The 16,453-nt window shown below is 54.8% G+C and carries 13 protein-coding genes and 1 other RNA gene; 11 read left to right on the top strand and 3 right to left on the bottom strand.

Features of this window, described 5'->3' with window-relative positions; all coding sequences use genetic code 11:
* Window positions 1-144 precede the first annotated feature (144 nt).
* The gene (locus MUU47_RS12255; RefSeq protein ID WP_258988474.1) at window positions 145-2,514 is read left to right on the top strand and encodes a glycoside hydrolase family 3 N-terminal domain-containing protein; all 2,370 of its coding nucleotides are present in this window, start codon (window positions 145-147) and stop codon (window positions 2,512-2,514) included.
* A gap of 35 nt (window positions 2,515-2,549) precedes the next feature.
* Here MUU47_RS12255 and rprA read toward each other — a convergent pair.
* Window positions 2,550-2,657: antisense sRNA RprA (gene rprA / locus MUU47_RS12250), an RNA gene on the bottom strand.
* A 194-nt stretch (window positions 2,658-2,851) separates the two neighbouring features.
* Complete coding sequence (gene ydiK, locus MUU47_RS12245; protein WP_258988473.1) at window positions 2,852-3,976, bottom strand: AI-2E family transporter YdiK; 1,125 nt, start codon at window positions 3,974-3,976, stop codon at window positions 2,852-2,854.
* A gap of 227 nt (window positions 3,977-4,203) precedes the next feature.
* On the opposite strand from ydiK, the gene ydiJ reads away from it, so the two are divergent.
* The 10 genes from ydiJ (at window position 4,204) to ldtE (ending at window position 15,969) form a co-directional block, all read left to right on the top strand.
* Window positions 4,204-7,260 (top strand): D-2-hydroxyglutarate dehydrogenase YdiJ, encoded by a 3,057-nt coding sequence (gene ydiJ, locus MUU47_RS12240; protein WP_258988472.1) that lies wholly within the window; start codon window positions 4,204-4,206, stop codon window positions 7,258-7,260.
* A complete protein-coding gene (menI, locus tag MUU47_RS12235; protein ID WP_258988471.1) occupies window positions 7,257-7,667 on the top strand; it encodes a 1,4-dihydroxy-2-naphthoyl-CoA hydrolase in 411 nt (136 codons plus the stop codon). The genes ydiJ and menI overlap by 4 nt, the downstream gene beginning before the upstream one ends.
* Before the next feature lie 419 nt (window positions 7,668-8,086).
* Entirely contained in the window at window positions 8,087-9,001 is a 915-nt protein-coding gene (lpxP, locus tag MUU47_RS12230) for a kdo(2)-lipid IV(A) palmitoleoyltransferase (RefSeq protein WP_258988469.1), read from the top strand.
* Window positions 9,002-9,337: 336 nt separating this feature from the next.
* Window positions 9,338-9,712 carry a Fe-S cluster assembly scaffold SufA gene (gene sufA, locus MUU47_RS12225; RefSeq protein ID WP_258988467.1) on the top strand — a complete coding sequence of 125 codons (375 nt, stop codon included), beginning with the start codon at window positions 9,338-9,340 and terminating at the stop codon, window positions 9,710-9,712.
* 2 nt (window positions 9,713-9,714) lie between these two features.
* Window positions 9,715-11,202 (top strand): Fe-S cluster assembly protein SufB, encoded by a 1,488-nt coding sequence (gene sufB, locus MUU47_RS12220; protein WP_159465487.1) that lies wholly within the window; start codon window positions 9,715-9,717, stop codon window positions 11,200-11,202.
* Between the two features lie 16 nt (window positions 11,203-11,218).
* Complete coding sequence (gene sufC / locus MUU47_RS12215; protein ID WP_258988466.1) at window positions 11,219-11,965, top strand: Fe-S cluster assembly ATPase SufC; 747 nt, start codon at window positions 11,219-11,221, stop codon at window positions 11,963-11,965.
* Window positions 11,940-13,211, top strand: a complete 1,272-nt coding sequence (gene sufD / locus MUU47_RS12210; protein WP_258988464.1) for a Fe-S cluster assembly protein SufD — start codon at window positions 11,940-11,942, stop codon at window positions 13,209-13,211. Before sufC ends, sufD begins: the two co-directional genes overlap by 26 nt.
* On the top strand, window positions 13,208-14,428 hold the full coding sequence (gene sufS, locus MUU47_RS12205; protein WP_258988463.1) for a cysteine desulfurase SufS: 1,221 nt from the start codon (window positions 13,208-13,210) through the stop codon (window positions 14,426-14,428). Before sufD ends, sufS begins: the two co-directional genes overlap by 4 nt.
* Window positions 14,429-14,440: 12 nt before the next feature.
* Window positions 14,441-14,857, top strand: coding sequence for a cysteine desulfuration protein SufE (sufE, locus tag MUU47_RS12200; RefSeq protein WP_258988462.1), 417 nt, complete (start codon window positions 14,441-14,443; stop codon window positions 14,855-14,857).
* 107 nt (window positions 14,858-14,964) lie between these two features.
* Complete coding sequence (ldtE, locus tag MUU47_RS12195; protein WP_258988461.1) at window positions 14,965-15,969, top strand: L,D-transpeptidase LdtE; 1,005 nt, start codon at window positions 14,965-14,967, stop codon at window positions 15,967-15,969.
* A 77-nt stretch (window positions 15,970-16,046) separates the two neighbouring features.
* Here ldtE and MUU47_RS12190 read toward each other — a convergent pair whose 3' ends face one another.
* Entirely contained in the window at window positions 16,047-16,283 is a 237-nt protein-coding gene (locus MUU47_RS12190; protein WP_034455915.1) for a major outer membrane lipoprotein, read from the bottom strand.
* Window positions 16,284-16,453 lie beyond the last annotated feature (170 nt).

Here is a 16,453-nt window from a genome sequence, read left to right as displayed (position 1 = left end):
CGCGGCGCAGTTTGTCGAGCGCCTTCACAGAATTGAAACAAAACGAAAAATCATAACTTCGCTGTTAATTTCGACAATTGTCGCCCTTCGCCCGGTTCTGAATACTGCTTCTCAACCAGATAAACCTTAACGGAGGGGAAGTTGATGACCGCACTGTATAAGGATGCGCAGCGTCCAGTCGTTGAACGCGTTGCCGATTTGCTGGCGAGAATGACGCCGGAAGAGAAGTTTGCCCAGATGCACGCCTATTGGCTGGTGCTGAGTGAAACCGGCGATCACCGCGAACGCAGCGACATGAGTGATGAATTTGCCGGGGTATCCGCTCAGGCTTCGTTGAATGAGCAACTGAAGCTCGGCGTCGGGCAAATCACCCGTCCGCTGGGCACGCACATTGTCGATGCCCGAACCGGGGTGCGCGCCGCAAACCGTCTGCAAAAAATGCTGATGGAAGAGACGCGGCTCGGTATTCCGGCGCTGTTCCATGAAGAGTGCCTGGTCGGCCTGCTGTGCAAAGACGCGACGCTGTTTCCGTCGCCGCTGAACTACGGTTCGACCTGGGACCCGCAACTCATTCGCCGCGCCGCCGCCTGTATTGGCGATGAGGCCCGTACAACGGGTTGCCATCAGGGGCTGGCACCGGTACTGGATGTCTCTCGCGACGTGCGCTGGGGCCGCACCGAAGAAACCTTTGGTGAAGATCCGTGGCTGGTCGGTGTCATGGCCAGCGCCTACGTCGACGGTTTACAGGGCGAAAAACGCGACCTGCTGGCAACGCTCAAACATTATGTCGGGCATTCGTACAGCGAAGGCGCACGGAACCATGCTCCGGTGCATCTGGGTTTTTGTGAACTCAACGACACCTTCCTGCTGCCGTTTGAAATGGCGGTCAAACTCGCCAATGCCGGGTCGGTGATGCCCGCCTATCACGACATTGATAACCAGCCGGGCCACAGCGACGCCTTCCTGATGACCAAAATCTTGCGTGAGCAGTGGGGGTTTGACGGCATTATCGTCGCCGATTACGGCGGGATCAGTCTGCTGCATCAGCATCACGGCGTGTCTCATGACGCGGCTGAATCCGCGGCGCTGGCATTTAACGCCGGGCTGGACGTCGAGCTGCCGAAAGATGACTGTGCGCGACATCTGGCAGAGGCCGTGGAGCGAGGGCTAATTTCAATGAGCAAAGTCGATGAAATCGTGACCCGAACCCTGACGGAGAAATTCCGCCTCGGGCTGTTTGAACAGCCTTACACCGATGAAAACGCGGTTGAACTGCAAAGTGCGCAAACGCGGCAGGCGGCGCGAGATGTGGCTACGCGCTCACTGACGCTGCTGGAAAACAACGGCGTGCTGCCTTTAAACGGGAATCCGAACGTGGCGGTTATTGGCCCAACGGCTGACGATCCGTTGGCGCTGCTCAGCGGCTACAGCTTCCCGGTCCATCTGATTATCAGCGATATGCTGGAACAAACGTCGCAGGTGACCACGCCGCTGGACGCGCTGCGCCAGACGCTCGGTGAGCAGCACGTTCGCTATGCCAAAGGCTGCCACATTATCGAAAAACGGATGGCGGGCGTACCGGTATTCCCGGGGGAAAGCAGCGGAAAACCTATCCAGCAATCACCGGTGTCTCTGGATACGTCACTCATTGCAGACGCGGTGCGTGTGGCTGAGGAGTCCGAGGTTATTGTGGCCTGCGTGGGGGATTTGGCCGGACTGTTCCAGAGTGGGACCGTCGGCGAAGGCTCCGATACCGATTCACTCAATCTGCCCGGCGTCCAACAACAACTTCTGGAAGCGTTGGTGGCAACCGGCAAACCGGTGGTGGTCGTGATGACCGGCGGGCGGCCATATAACCTGCAAGGGCTGGAAGATAAGGTGGCGGCGCTGATGATGGCCTGGGCGCCTGGGCAGGAAGGCGGCTGGGCCATTGCCGATGTCCTGACCGGGCGCGCCGAACCGCAAGGGCGGCTGGTGGTCAGCGTGCCGAAAAGCGCCGGGGCAATGCCGTATTACTACAACCACAAACTGAAAAGCGGCGGCACGCCATTTGCCTTCCATTTCGGTAGTCGCTATCCGTTTGGCTACGGTAAAAGCTGGACGCAGTTCCAATGGAGCGAGCTGTCGCTTATCACACCTGAAGTGGCTATCGATGGAGAGATTGCGGTGCAGGTCACCCTGACCAACATCGGCGCACGTCGCGGCAGCGAAGTGGTGCAGCTATATGTTCGCGATAACGTGGCATCGATGGTGCGTCCGGTGAAAGAGCTGAAAGCATTCCAGCGCGTAGAGCTGACACCGAACCAGTCGGCGACGCTGACCTTCCATGTGCCCGTCGACATGCTGAACTTTACCGACCGTAGCGGGAAACGTATCGTCGAACCGGGTGAATTTACGCTGATGGTGGGGTCATCATCGGCAGATATTTATGACTCGGTGATCGCTAACGTTAGCGGAACCACGCGGGAATTGGCGAAAAACTGGCAGATGCTGAGCCGCTGTGAGGTGAAATAAAGGACAAAAAAAGGTTCATCGCGGTTAAGCGTGAACCAAAAAAAAGCCCATCGTGGGAGATGGGCAAAGACTACACACAGCAATTCGTTGTTTCACTCAGGGGATTTCCATGCTTATAAATCAAGGTGTTGATTTATAACCGTGAGCTAATAGTAGGCATGCAGAATTTTTGCGTCGATCAGATTGGTCTTAATCGTTAAAAAAACGTAAAGGATTTGAGAGTTCTGAATGGGCGTTAGCGGTAATTCTGAGCAGAATAACGGCGCAATGGGGTGATAACGATAAGTAATGCTTAAGTATCGTGCCCGGCGCAAGGAAGCCTCCGGGCCACGTTTTATCAGTTACCGAGCTTGTCGTGGCTGGCTTCCAAAGTCTCAAGTTCCTCAAGCACTTCTTCAGCATCGTCTGACGGTGGCGGCACTTCTCGCACCCAGGCATCAAACAGACGCCAGGATACTGCCAGCAGTACCGGGCCGATGAACAGGCCAATCATACCAAACGCAATCAGGCCGCCGATAACGCCGGTAAGGATAAGAATCATCGGCAGGTCCGCGCCCATACGAATCAGCATCGGACGGATGAAGTTATCCATGGTGCCGACCACGCAGCTCCACACCAGTAGCACGGTGCCCCAGGTGGTATCGCCGGTCCAGTACAGCCAGATGATGGACGGAACAAGCACCACCAACGGACCGAGCTGTACCAGACAGGAGAAAATCATCACTACGGTCAGCAGCGTCGCGTAAGGCACGCCGGAAATCGCCAGGCCGATACCCCCAAGAACCGCCTGCACCAGCGCGGTGACGACCACGCCAAGCGCCACGGCGCGAATGGCTTGTCCTGCCAGCAGCACCGCCGCATCACCACGTTTAGCCGCCAGGCGAGTGGCAAAATAACGCACGCCGAAGGCCACTTTTTCACCCTGCCAGTACAGCAGCGCACTGAACAACAGCATCAGACCGCAGTGCATCATAAAGCGGCCAATATGCGCCGCCTGGCCAACGAACCAGGTGGTGGTGGTGCCGATGTATGGGCGAACCTTCGCCATGATAGCCGAGCCGCCCATGTCCAGCAGGCTATGCCAGCCAGCGTACAGTTTGCTGCCGACCAGCGGAATGCTGTTCAGCCACCCGAGATCGGGCAGGGCAATATTCCCCGTGGTGATGGCATGAACCAGTGGGCCACTGCCATCGACAAGACTGTTAACCAGCAGCGCAATCGGAATAACGAACAGTAAAAATAGCAGCAGCGTCATCACCAGAACGGCGAGTGAGCGGCGGCCAAACAGTAAGCGCTGGAGTTTTAGCAAGACCGGCCAGGTGGCGATAACGATGGTCGCGGCCCACGCAAAGCCCAGAACGAAGGGTTGTACTATCCATAAACAGGCCACGATCATGAGGCTTAAAAACAGCACCGACAGCAGGATCTGCGGTAAATCACGGGGCCGATGAAGGGTTGTCATACATTTTATACCTTTGTGATTACGCCCACTGAAGGGCGCAGATGATAAATCCGTTTACTGATAATAATATCAACAATTTCGTGATGATGATCGCCCTGAAATCCGATAAGCGTATCAATAAAAAATGTGATACAACGATTAGGCTATACGCAAACGATAAAACAGACACAACAACATCGTTATTACACCATCGTCCAACACAACTTAGTCAGGCAGGGTCAAGCGTCATGATCCCACAGATTTCTCAGGCACCCGGCGTTGTTCAGCTGGTGCTGAATTTTTTGCAGGCACTGGAGCAACAAGGTTTTACCGGCGATACCGCCACCCGTTATGCCGACAGGCTGACGATGGCGACCGATAACAGCATATACCAGCTCCTCCCCGATGCCGTGGTTTTCCCCCGTTCAACCGCTGACGTCGCGCTGCTTTCACGCATTGCCGATGAAGAGCGTTTCCGCTCGCTGGTCTTCACGCCTCGCGGTGGCGGGACGGGTACCAACGGCCAGTCGCTGAACCAGGGCATTGTCATTGATATGTCCCGCTATATGAATCGCATCATTGAAATCAATCCCGAAGAAGGTTGGGTGCGGGTAGAGGCGGGCGTTATCAAAGATCAGCTTAATCAGTTTCTGAAACCCTACGGGTATTTTTTCGCCCCTGAACTGTCAACCAGCAACCGCGCCACGCTTGGCGGGATGATCAACACCGATGCGTCCGGACAAGGGTCAATGGTGTATGGCAAAACCTCTGACCACGTGCTGGGCGTGCGGGCGGTGTTGCTAGGTGGCGATATTCTTGATACACAGCCGATGCCGGTGCTGCTGGCGGAAACGCTGGCCAAAGAGCAGTCGGCGAGCGGGCGCATTTACCGCACGGTATATGAGCGCTGCAAAGAAAATCGTCAGCTGATTATCGATAGCTTCCCAAAACTGAACCGCTTCCTCACTGGTTACGATTTGCGTCATGTATTCAATGACGACATGACCGAGTTTGACCTGACCCGCGTGTTGACCGGATCGGAAGGCACGCTGGCATTCATCACCGAAGCGCGCCTGGATATCACGCGCCTGCCAAAAGTGCGTCGCCTGGTGAACGTCAAATATGAGTCCTTCGATTCGGCGCTGCGTAATGCGCCATTTATGGTCGAGGCGCGTGCGATGTCGGTGGAAACCGTCGATTCGAAAGTGCTGAATCTGGCGCGGGAAGATATCGTCTGGCACTCCGTTAACGAACTCATTACCGACGTGCCGGACAAAGAGATGCTCGGCCTGAATATCGTGGAATTTGCCGGTGATGATGAAGAACTGATCGCAGGCCAGGTGAGCGCGCTGTGCCAGCGTCTTGATGCGCTGATCGCCGCAGGCGAGGGCGGCGTTATCGGCTGGCAGCTTTGCAATGAACTGGATGGCATCGAACGTATTTACGCGATGCGTAAAAAAGCGGTCGGCCTGCTTGGCAATGCCAAAGGCGCTGCCAAACCGATTCCGTTTGCCGAAGATACCTGCGTGCCACCGGAGCATCTGGCAGATTACATCGTTGAATTCCGTGCGCTGCTCGACGGGCATGGCCTCAGCTACGGTATGTTTGGTCACGTTGATGCGGGCGTGCTGCACGTTCGCCCGGCGCTGGACATGTGCGACCCGCAGCAGGAAATCCTGATGAAGCAGATTTCCGATGACGTCGTTGCGCTGACGGCAAAATACGGTGGCCTGCTGTGGGGCGAACACGGCAAAGGTTTCCGCGCGGAATATAGCCCGGCATTCTTTGGCGATACCCTGTACGGTGAACTGCGCAAAGTGAAGGCGGCATTCGACCCGAATAACCGTCTTAATCCAGGGAAAATCTGTCCGCCGGAAGGGGTGGATGCGCCGATGATGAAAGTCGATGCGGTCAAACGCGGCACCTTCGACCGGCAAATCCCGATTTCGGTGCGTACCTCCTGGCGCGGTGCGATGGAGTGTAACGGCAACGGCCTGTGCTTTAACTTTGATGTGAACAGCCCGATGTGCCCGTCGATGAAAATCACCAGCGACCGAATGCATTCGCCAAAAGGACGCGCCACGCTGGTGCGTGAATGGCTGCGTTTGTTGGCGGATCGCGGGATTGATCCGCTCAAGCTTGAAAAAGAGCTACCGGAAAAACGCGCCAGCCTGCGCGGCCTGATAGAGCGGACGCGCAACAGCTGGCATGCCAATAAAGGCGAATACGATTTCTCGCATGAAGTGAAAGAGGCGATGTCCGGCTGTCTGGCCTGCAAAGCCTGTTCAACGCAGTGCCCGATCAAAATCGACGTGCCGGATTTCCGCTCGCGTTTCCTGCAGCTGTATCACACCCGCTATTTGCGCCCGATGCGCGATCACGTGGTCGCCACGGTTGAAAGCTATGCGCCGCTGATGGCGCGCGCGCCGAAAACCTTCAACTTCTTTATCAGCCAGCCGTGGGTGAAAAGTTTGTCGAAGAAGCACATCGGCATGATTGACCTGCCGCTGTTGTCGACGCCGTCGCTGCAGCAGCAGATGGTGGGACATCGCTCGGCGAATTTGACTCTCGAACAGCTCGAAGCGCTGAGCCCGGAACAAAAAGCGAACATGGTGCTGGTGGTGCAGGATCCCTTCACCAGCTACTACGATGCACAGGTGGTGGCGGATTTCGTCCGGCTGGTGGAGCGCGTAGGCTATCAGCCGGTTGTGCTGCCGTTTTCGCCGAACGGTAAAGCGCAGCACATTAAAGGCTTCCTGGCGCGCTTTGCGAAAACGGCGCAGAAAACGGCCGATTTCCTCAACCGGGTGGCGCAGCTTGAGATGCCGATGGTGGGTGTCGACCCGGCGTTGGTGCTGTGCTATCGCGACGAATACAAACAAACGCTCGGCGAAAAACGTGGGGATTTCCAGGTTCAGCTGGTGCATGAGTGGTTGCCGAAAGCGCTGGAGAATACTGAAATGCGAGACGTCAGCGGTGAGGCCTGGTATCTGTTCGGTCATTGCACCGAAGTGACCGCCTTGCCGATGGCACCCAAACAGTGGGCGTCTATTTTTGCCCGCTTTGGCGCAAAGCTGGAAAGCGTCAGCGTAGGCTGCTGCGGCATGGCCGGAACCTACGGGCACGAAGTGAAGAACCACGAGAACTCATTGGGCATTTATGCGCTGTCGTGGCAGCAGGCGATGCAACGCCTGCCCCGTAACCGCTGCCTGGCCACGGGATATTCCTGTCGCAGTCAGGTGAAGCGTGTTGAGGGCAGCGGCGTGCGCCATCCGTTGCAGGCTTTACTGGAGATTATGGGATGATCTGGAAACGTAGCACGACACTGGATACGCTCAACGCGATGGGCGAGAGTAACATAGTTCGCCTGCTGGATATTCGCTTTGAGCGTCTGACCGACGATAGCCTGGAAGCCACCATGCCGGTGGACAGCCGAACGCATCAGCCCTTTGGCCTGTTGCATGGTGGTGCGTCGGTGGTATTGGCCGAAACGCTGGGCTCTGTAGCGGGGTATCTTTGCACCGAAGGCGATGAGAAAGTGGTGGGGGTGGAGGTTAACGCCAATCACATTCGCGCTGTGCGCAGCGGGCGGGTGCGCGGCGTCTGTAAAGCGCTGCATGCCGGACGACGTCATCAGGTCTGGCAGATAGAAATCTTCGATGAGCACGGCAAATTGTGCTGTACTTCCCGACTCACCACGGCGGTGGTTTAGAATTATTGAACGAAAAGTGAGCGGCGAAAGCACCGGATCTCGGTGCTTTTCTCCATCATTTTTGGCGAATTGATTCTATAAACGACGTTCCTCGAATTAATGATAAGAATTGCTGACGTTTATTGTGCTCAATCCTCAGAATGGTCCCGTTTTATTCCTGAGCAGTTAACTGTAGCTTCAGATTAATTCACTATCTTTTTCCTGACAGATGTTGCATCCTCACCGCAGCAGTTCGCCTGCACTCCACGGAAGCCGCTTTTGTCTCTATTGTGGATCCATTTTGCATAGAGACTTTTGGCGTTTCGGTTAAAACTGGCTTTTAACCGACGTGAAAATTCGCAACGTATCGCCTAAAGATTGATGATTTGCTTCGATTTTTCCTTATGCGCTACTGGTTCACATGCTTACAGGAATTAACGATGGCAAAAGCCTTCGACAAAACGCTACTGCACCCTCGCAACTGGTTAACCTGGTTTGGTTTAGGTGTGCTTTGGCTGCTAGTCCAACTTCCCTATCCGTTGCTCTATATTATCGGGTCTTCTCTCGGCCGCGCCGCGCGTCCATTTTTGAAAAGAAGAGAAAAGATTGCGTCAAGAAATTTAACACTCTGTTTCCCCGATATGACTGCCGAAGCAAAAGAGAAATTAATTGAGCAGAACTTTATTTCTCTCGGAATGGGGTTAATTGAAACCGGCATGGCCTGGTTCTGGAGCGATGCCCGGGTTAGAAAATGGTTTGATGTAGAAGGCTACGAAAACCTGACCAAAGCGCTCGAAAACAAAAAAGGCGTTATGGTGGTCGGTGTGCATTTCATGTCGCTGGAACTTGGTGGCAGGACGATGGGCCTGTGCCGTCCAATGATGGCAACCTACCGTCCGCACAACAGCAAGTTGATGGAGTGGGTGCAGACCAAAGGCCGTCTGCGTTCCAATAAGGCGATGATCGACCGCCGCAATCTGCGAGGTCTGGTGAGCGCGTTAAAAGCCGGGGAAGCGGTCTGGTTCGCCCCTGATCAGGATTACGGCCCAAAAGGCAGCACCTTTGCGCCGTTCTTTAACGTCCCGGAGGCGGCGACCACCAACGGTACGTTTGTGCTTCAACGCTTGTCAGGTTCCGACCTGCTGACCATCACCATGGTGCGTAAAGCCAATAACCGGGGTTACAGTCTGTACATCAGTGAAGCACTGACCGATTATCCGACCGAAGACGAGTTCAAGGCCGCGAGCTATATGAACAAAGTCATCGAAAAAGAGATCCTGCGTGCGCCAGAGCAGTATTTATGGGTGCATCGCCGATTCAAAACGCGCCCGGTAGGCCAGGCGTCGCTCTACTAACGAACCTGTATTTTCTGAAAGCCCCGTGCGCATCCGCCACGGGGCTTTTTTTTATTGCAGCTGCAGACAGCAATTCCTATCTCATAAATTGGTATTTTCTATGCATCTTTTCATTACCGCATTTTTTCTCCGCCGTTGAAGTTAAAGCATTTATTTTTCAATGCATTGAACATTTCCCGATAGCCCTGTTCACTCTGCGCACAGGGTCTATGCTTAGTAAAAGCCCTCTGTTGGAGGCATTCCGCTGAAAGCCCCTGCTGACAAGGGGTTGAAGTGATAATCATTATCACTAACATAGAGGGATGCCCTGATGGCTTCAACGTATAAGGTGGACCTATGGAATTGCATTCAGAAACCTTCAACCCGGCCGATTTTTCCTGGCGCGGAATCAGCATGACACCCGCTGCGGCGGCGCACGTGTGCGACCTGGCCATCAAGCAGGGCGTACAGGGGATCCGTCTGGGGGTGAAAACCTCTGGCTGTGCGGGTTTTGCTTACGTACTGGATACCGTCAGCGAACCGAAAGCGGACGATCTGCTGTTCGAGTCTGACGGTGCGAAGCTGTGGGTGTCGTTACAGGCGATGCCTTTTATCGACGGCACGGAAGTGGATTATGTGCGCGAAGGCTTAAATCAGATTTTTAAGTTTCACAACCCGAAGGCCCAGCATGAATGTGGCTGTGGTGAAAGTTTTGGGGTGCAGGCGGAGTAATTATGTCACGTAATACTGAAGCAACTGACGATGTCAAAACCTGGGCCGGTGGTCAGCTCAATTATAAAGAAGGGTTCTTTACCCACTTGCAGACCGACGAACTGGCGAAAGGGATCAGCGAAGAGGTTGTGCGCGCCATTTCTGCCAAACGCAACGAACCAGAGTGGATGCTCGAATTTCGGCTGAACGCGTTCCGGGCGTGGCTTGAAATGGAAGAGCCGCACTGGCTGAAAGCGCATTACGACAAACTGAACTATCAGGATTACAGCTACTACTCAGCGCCGTCCTGCGGTAACTGCGATGAAACCTGCGCCTCAGAACCGGGTGCGGTTCAGCAAACCGGGGCTAATGCGTTCCTGAGTCAGGAAGTCGAAGATGCGTTTAGCCTGCTCGGTGTGCCGGTACGTGAAGGTCGTGAGGTGGCGGTCGATGCGATTTTCGACTCCGTCTCCGTCGCCACCACCTACCGGGAAAAGCTGGGCGAGCAGGGTATTATTTTCTGTTCGTTCGGCGAGGCTATCCATGATTATCCCGAACTGGTGCAGAAATATCTCGGCACCGTGGTGCCAGGCAACGATAATTTCTTTGCCGCACTTAACGCTGCGGTCGCCTCTGACGGCACCTTTATTTACGTGCCAAAAGGCGTGCGCTGTCCGATGGAACTGTCGACCTATTTCCGCATAAACGCTGAAAAAACCGGTCAGTTCGAGCGCACAATTTTGGTGGCCGATGAAGGCAGCTATGTGAGCTATATCGAAGGCTGCTCGGCCCCGGTACGCGATAGCTACCAGCTGCACGCCGCGGTGGTGGAAGTGATCATCCACAAAGATGCGGAAGTGAAATATTCCACCGTGCAGAACTGGTTCCCGGGCGATAACAACACCGGCGGCATTCTGAACTTTGTTACCAAACGCGCGCTGTGCGAAGGCGAAAACAGCAAAATGTCATGGACCCAGTCGGAAACCGGTTCGGCCATTACCTGGAAATACCCGAGCTGTATTTTGCGCGGCGATAACTCCATCGGTGAGTTCTTCTCGGTGGCGCTGACCGCCGGACATCAGCAGGCCGACACCGGCACCAAGATGATTCACATCGGCAAAAACACCAAATCGACCATTATCTCGAAAGGGATCTCCGCCGGACACAGCCAGAACAGCTATCGCGGCTTAGTCAAAATCATGCCGACGGCGACCAACGCGCGTAACTTCACCCAGTGTGACTCGATGCTGATTGGCCCGGACAGCGGGGCGCATACCTTCCCGTACGTTGAATGTCGCAACAACAGTGCCCAGCTAGAGCACGAGGCCACGACCTCGCGCATTGGTGAAGACCAGCTGTTCTACTGCCTGCAACGCGGTATCAGCGAAGACGACGCGATTTCGATGATCGTCAACGGGTTCTGTAAGGACGTTTTCTCAGAGCTGCCGCTGGAGTTTGCGGTCGAAGCACAAAAATTGCTGGCGATAAGCCTCGAACACAGCGTCGGTTAAGGATTAAGGGACACATATGTTAAGCATTAAAGATTTACAGGTAGCGGTAGAAGATAAAGAGATCCTGCGCGGGCTTAATCTGGACATTCGCCCGGGCGAAGTGCACGCCATCATGGGGCCAAACGGCTCCGGGAAAAGTACACTGTCGGCGACGCTCGCCGGGCGTGAAGATTACGAAGTAACCGGCGGAACGGTTGAATTCAAAGGCAAAGATCTGCTGGAACTGGCTCCGGAAGATCGCGCTGGGGAAGGTATCTTCATGGCCTTTCAGTATCCGGTGGAAATCCCCGGCGTCAGCAATCAGTTCTTCCTGCAAACGGCGCTGAATGCGGTGCGTCAGTATCGTGGCCAGGAATCACTCGACCGCTTTGATTTTCAGGATCTGATGGAAGAGAAAATCAAGCTACTAAAAATGCCTGAAGATTTGCTGACGCGTTCGGTCAACGTTGGTTTCTCCGGCGGTGAGAAAAAGCGTAACGACATTCTGCAAATGGCGGTGCTTGAGCCAGAACTGTGCATTCTGGATGAATCAGATTCGGGGCTGGACATCGATGCATTGAAAATTGTCTCCGACGGCGTCAATGCGCTGCGTGACGGCAAACGCGCGTTCATTATCGTCACCCATTACCAGCGTATTCTTGACTACATCAAACCGGACTTTGTGCACGTGTTGTATCAGGGCCGTATCGTTAAATCCGGCGATTTCACGCTGGTTAAGCAGCTGGAGGAGCAGGGCTATGGCTGGCTTACCGAACAGCAGTAACGCGCTGCAGCAATGGCATCATCTCTTCGAGGCGCAAAGCACCGCGCGCACGGCGCATTCGGAACAGCACCTGCAGCAGATGCTGCGTCTCGGTCTGCCAACGCGTAAACAGGAAAACTGGAAATACACACCGCTGGATGGACTGTTGAACAGCCAGTTTGTCAGCGCCGATGCGACGATTGATGTGCAGCAGCGTGACGCGCTGGCGCTGCCGGTTGATGCGCTGCGAATGGTGTTTGTGAACGGTCGATTCATTCGCGAACTGAGCGATGATTTGGCGGACAGCGGTTTCCAGGTCATGGTCGATAACGCACGTGAGACGCTGCCTGCGGCGGTGCAACCGGAAGTGTTCCTGCACCTCACGGAAAGCCTGGCGCAGGCGGTGACGCATATTCAGGTGGCGCGCAATCAGCGTCCTGCCAGACCCTTGCTGTTGATGCATATCACCCAGGGTGTCGAAGGCGAGGAGATGAATACCGCGCATTATCGTCATCATCTGGAACTGGCGCAGGGTGCAGAAGCCACGGTGATTGAACATTACGCCAGTCTGAACGACGCGCGCCACTTTACCGGTTCACGCCTGACGATGCAGGTCGCGGACAGCGCACATTTACAGCATATCAAACTCGCGTTTGAAAACCCGACCAGCTTTCACTTTGGCCATAACGACATTCAGCTCGGTCAGGATGCCAGCGCGACAAGCCACAGTTTCCTGCTCGGCGGTGTGGTTCTGCGGCATAACACCAGCAGCCAGCTCAACGGCGAAAACACCACGCTGCGCATTAACAGCCTGGCGATGCCGGTGAACAACGAAGTGTGTGACACCCGCACCTGGCTTGAGCATAACAAAGGCTATTGCAATAGCCGTCAGCTGCATAAAACCATCGTCAGCGATAAAGGCCGGGCGGTATTTAACGGGATTATCAACGTCGCGCAGCACGCGATTAAAACCGACGGGCAGATGACCAACAACAATTTGCTGCTCGGAAAACTGTCAGAAGTGGACACCAAGCCGCAGCTGGAAATCTATGCCGATGACGTGAAGTGCAGCCACGGTGCGACCATCGGGCGTATCGACGACGAACAGTTGTTCTATCTGCGTTCGCGCGGAATCAAACAGCAGGCCGCCCAGCAGATGATCATGTATGCCTTTGCCGCTGAGCTGACTGAAGCCATTAGCGATGAGACCATCAGGCGTGAAGTGCTGGCGCGGATTGGTCAGCGCTTGCCGGGAGGAAGAGCATGACATTTTCCATTGAACGGGTGCGGGCCGATTTCCCGCTGCTGACCCGTGAAGTCAATGGCCAGCCGCTGGCGTATCTGGATAGCGCGGCCAGCGCGCAAAAACCTAACGCGGTGATCGACGCTGAAGCGGAGTTTTATCGTCACGGTTATGCGGCGGTTCATCGCGGTATTCACACCCTCAGCGCTGAAGCGACGACCCGCATGGAACAGGTGCGCCAGCAGGCCGCCACCTTCCTGAATGCCCGTTCGGCTGAAGAACTGGTATTTGTGCGCGGCACCACCGAAGGCATCAACCTGGTGGCGAACAGCTGGGGCGACAGTAACGTCGCTCAGGGCGATAACATCGTTATCAGCCAGATGGAACACCACGCCAACATCGTACCGTGGCAGATGCTCTGTACGCGCGTTGGCGCTGAACTGCGCGTTATCCCACTTAACGCTGACGGCACGCTGCAGCTGGATGCAATCCCCGGTTTGTTTGACGAACGCACGAAGCTGCTGGCGGTAACTCAGGTGTCGAATGTACTCGGCACGGAAAACCCTGTGAAGGCGCTGACCGAACTGGCACATCAGCACGGCGCAAAAGTATTGATCGACGGGGCACAGGCGGTGATGCATCACGCCGTGAATGTGCAAAGCCTGGACTGCGATTTTTATGTTTTCTCAGCGCACAAGCTGTATGGCCCGACCGGCATCGGCGTTCTGTACGCGAAAGACGAAATTTTGCAGTATATGCCGCCGTGGGAAGGCGGGGGCTCAATGATTGCCACCGTTAGCCTGACAGAAGGCACCACCTGGGCGAAAGAGCCGTGGCGTTTTGAGGCGGGCACGCCTAACACTGGCGGGATTATCGCGTTCGGGGCGGCGCTGGAGTATATCAGCGGGCTGGGTCTGGACAATATTGCCGATTACGAGCACACCTTAATGCATTATGCGTTGGCGGAGCTGGCAACGGTGCCAGAACTCACGTTGTACGGCCCGCAAAATCGACTCGGTGTTATCGCGTTCAATCTCGGTAAACATCACGCCTATGACGTCGGCAGTTTCCTCGATAACTACGGTATTGCGGTGCGCACCGGACACCATTGCGCCATGCCGCTAATGGCGTTTTATAACGTTCCAGCTATGTGTCGAGCATCGCTTGCGATGTACAACACGGTTGAAGAGGTGGACCGTCTGGTGGCAGGATTGAAACGTATTCATCGTTTACTGGGCTGACAGGGAGGCTTTATGGCCGCATTGCCGGACAAAGATAAGCTGTTGCGTAACTTCAATCGTTGCGCCAACTGGGAAGAAAAATACCTGTATATCATCGAGCTGGGCCAACGTTTAGCCCCGCTCAGCGATGACGCGCATAACCCGGAAAACATTATTCAGGGCTGCCAGAGTCAGGTGTGGATTGTGATAAAACGCAGCGCCGACGGGCGGATTGAACTGCACGGTGACAGCGACGCAGCTATCGTTAAGGGTCTGATCGCCGTCGTTTTTAGTCTTTACCATCAGATGACCGCCCAGGACATTCTTGCCTTTGATGTGCGCCCGTGGTTTGAGAAAATGGCGCTCACCCAACACCTTACGCCCTCGCGTTCGCAGGGGCTCGAAGCGATGATCCGCGCAATTCGCGCGCAGGCTCTGAGTTTTAGCTAAACTAATCTTAAAATACAGCTTTCATTCTGTAACGCGAGGTGGGGATTCCACCTCGCGGGTGGTTTAGCTTTCTGGCGTTCTGTCAGTGAATAAAAGGGAAACTCAGTATGAAACGCGCATCTCTCATCTCGTTAATGTTCTTAGGTGCTCTCGGCGCGTCTCAGGCCGCCAGAGCGGTTGAATACACCTTACCGGCTAACGGTAGCCGTCTCGTGGGACAAAACCAAACCTACACGGTGCAGGAAGGCGACAATAGCCTGCAAACCATTGCCCGGCGCTTTGATACCGCCGCGATGATAATCCTTGAAGCGAATAACACCATTGCGCCGGTGCCGAAACCGGGAACGCAGGTGATCATTCCGCTTCAATTGCTGCTGCCTGACGTACCGCGGGAAGGCATTGTGGTCAACCTGGCGGAGCTCCGACTCTATTATTTCCCACCGGGCGGCAATACGGTGCAGGTGTATCCGTTAGGCATCGGCCAGCTTGGGCTTGAAACGCCTGAAATGACCACTCGCGTCGGGCAGAAAATCCCTAATCCGACCTGGACGCCCACAGCGGGCATCCGCCAGCGCTCACTGGAAAAAGGCATTACACTGCCCCCTGTGGTACCCGCTGGGCCTAATAATCCACTGGGGCGCTTCGCATTGCGTCTGGCGTACGGTAACGGTGAGTATCTGATTCACGGGACCAATGCGCAGAACAGCGTCGGACTACGCGTCAGCTCCGGCTGTATGCGGATGTTTACCGATGACATCAAAGCGCTGTTCGCGCAGGTGCGGGTCGGGACGCCCGTACAGGTGATTAACCAGCCGGTGAAATATTCGATTGAGCCGAACGGTACACGCTATATGGAAGTTCACCGTCCACTGACGCAGGATGAAACCCAGAACCCGCAGACCATGACCTACGTGCTCCCGGCAGGCTATTCGCAGTTCGCCAGCGATAAAGGCACCGATAAGGTGATGGCGGATAAAGCGATGTACCGTCGGGCGGGGATCCCTGTTGTTGTCTCTTCGGGCGTGACCCCGGTGGCGACAGGGCAGAATCAGGTGCTTTCGGTTCAGAATGGAACACCTGCAACGGCGAATGAAACGCGGATAATGCAATAACGTGGCAATAACGTGAAAGATGATTAACAGGCAAAAAAAATGGCGCACAATGTGCGCCATTTTTATTACAGGTACTCTTACTTACGGTAAGAGTGAGCCTGGTTGTCCAGACGCTGGTTAGCGCGTGCTGCGTCGTCTTTAGCAGCTTGAACGTCAGAACGCATTGCGTTCACGTCGTTGCTCAGCTGGTCAACTTTAGCGTTCAGAGTCTGAACGTCAGAAGACAGCTGATCGATTTTAGCGTTAGAAGAACAACCTGCCAGCATAGTAGAAGCCAGGATTACCGCGCCCAGTACCAGTTTAGTACGATTCATTATTAATACCCTCTAGATTGAGTTAATCTCCATGTAGCGTTACAAGTATTACACAAAGTTTTTTATGTTGAGAATATTTTTTTGATGGGAATACACTTATTTTTGATCGTTCGCTCAAAGAAGCATCTAACGGGAGTGCAAAATGCAAAAGCTGTGTGAAAACAGTACGA

This window comes from Scandinavium hiltneri, assembly GCF_024764835.1.
GTDB classification, from domain to species: Bacteria; Pseudomonadota; Gammaproteobacteria; order Enterobacterales; family Enterobacteriaceae; genus Scandinavium; species Scandinavium hiltneri.
This window is presented reverse-complemented; position numbering and strand designations above follow the sequence as displayed.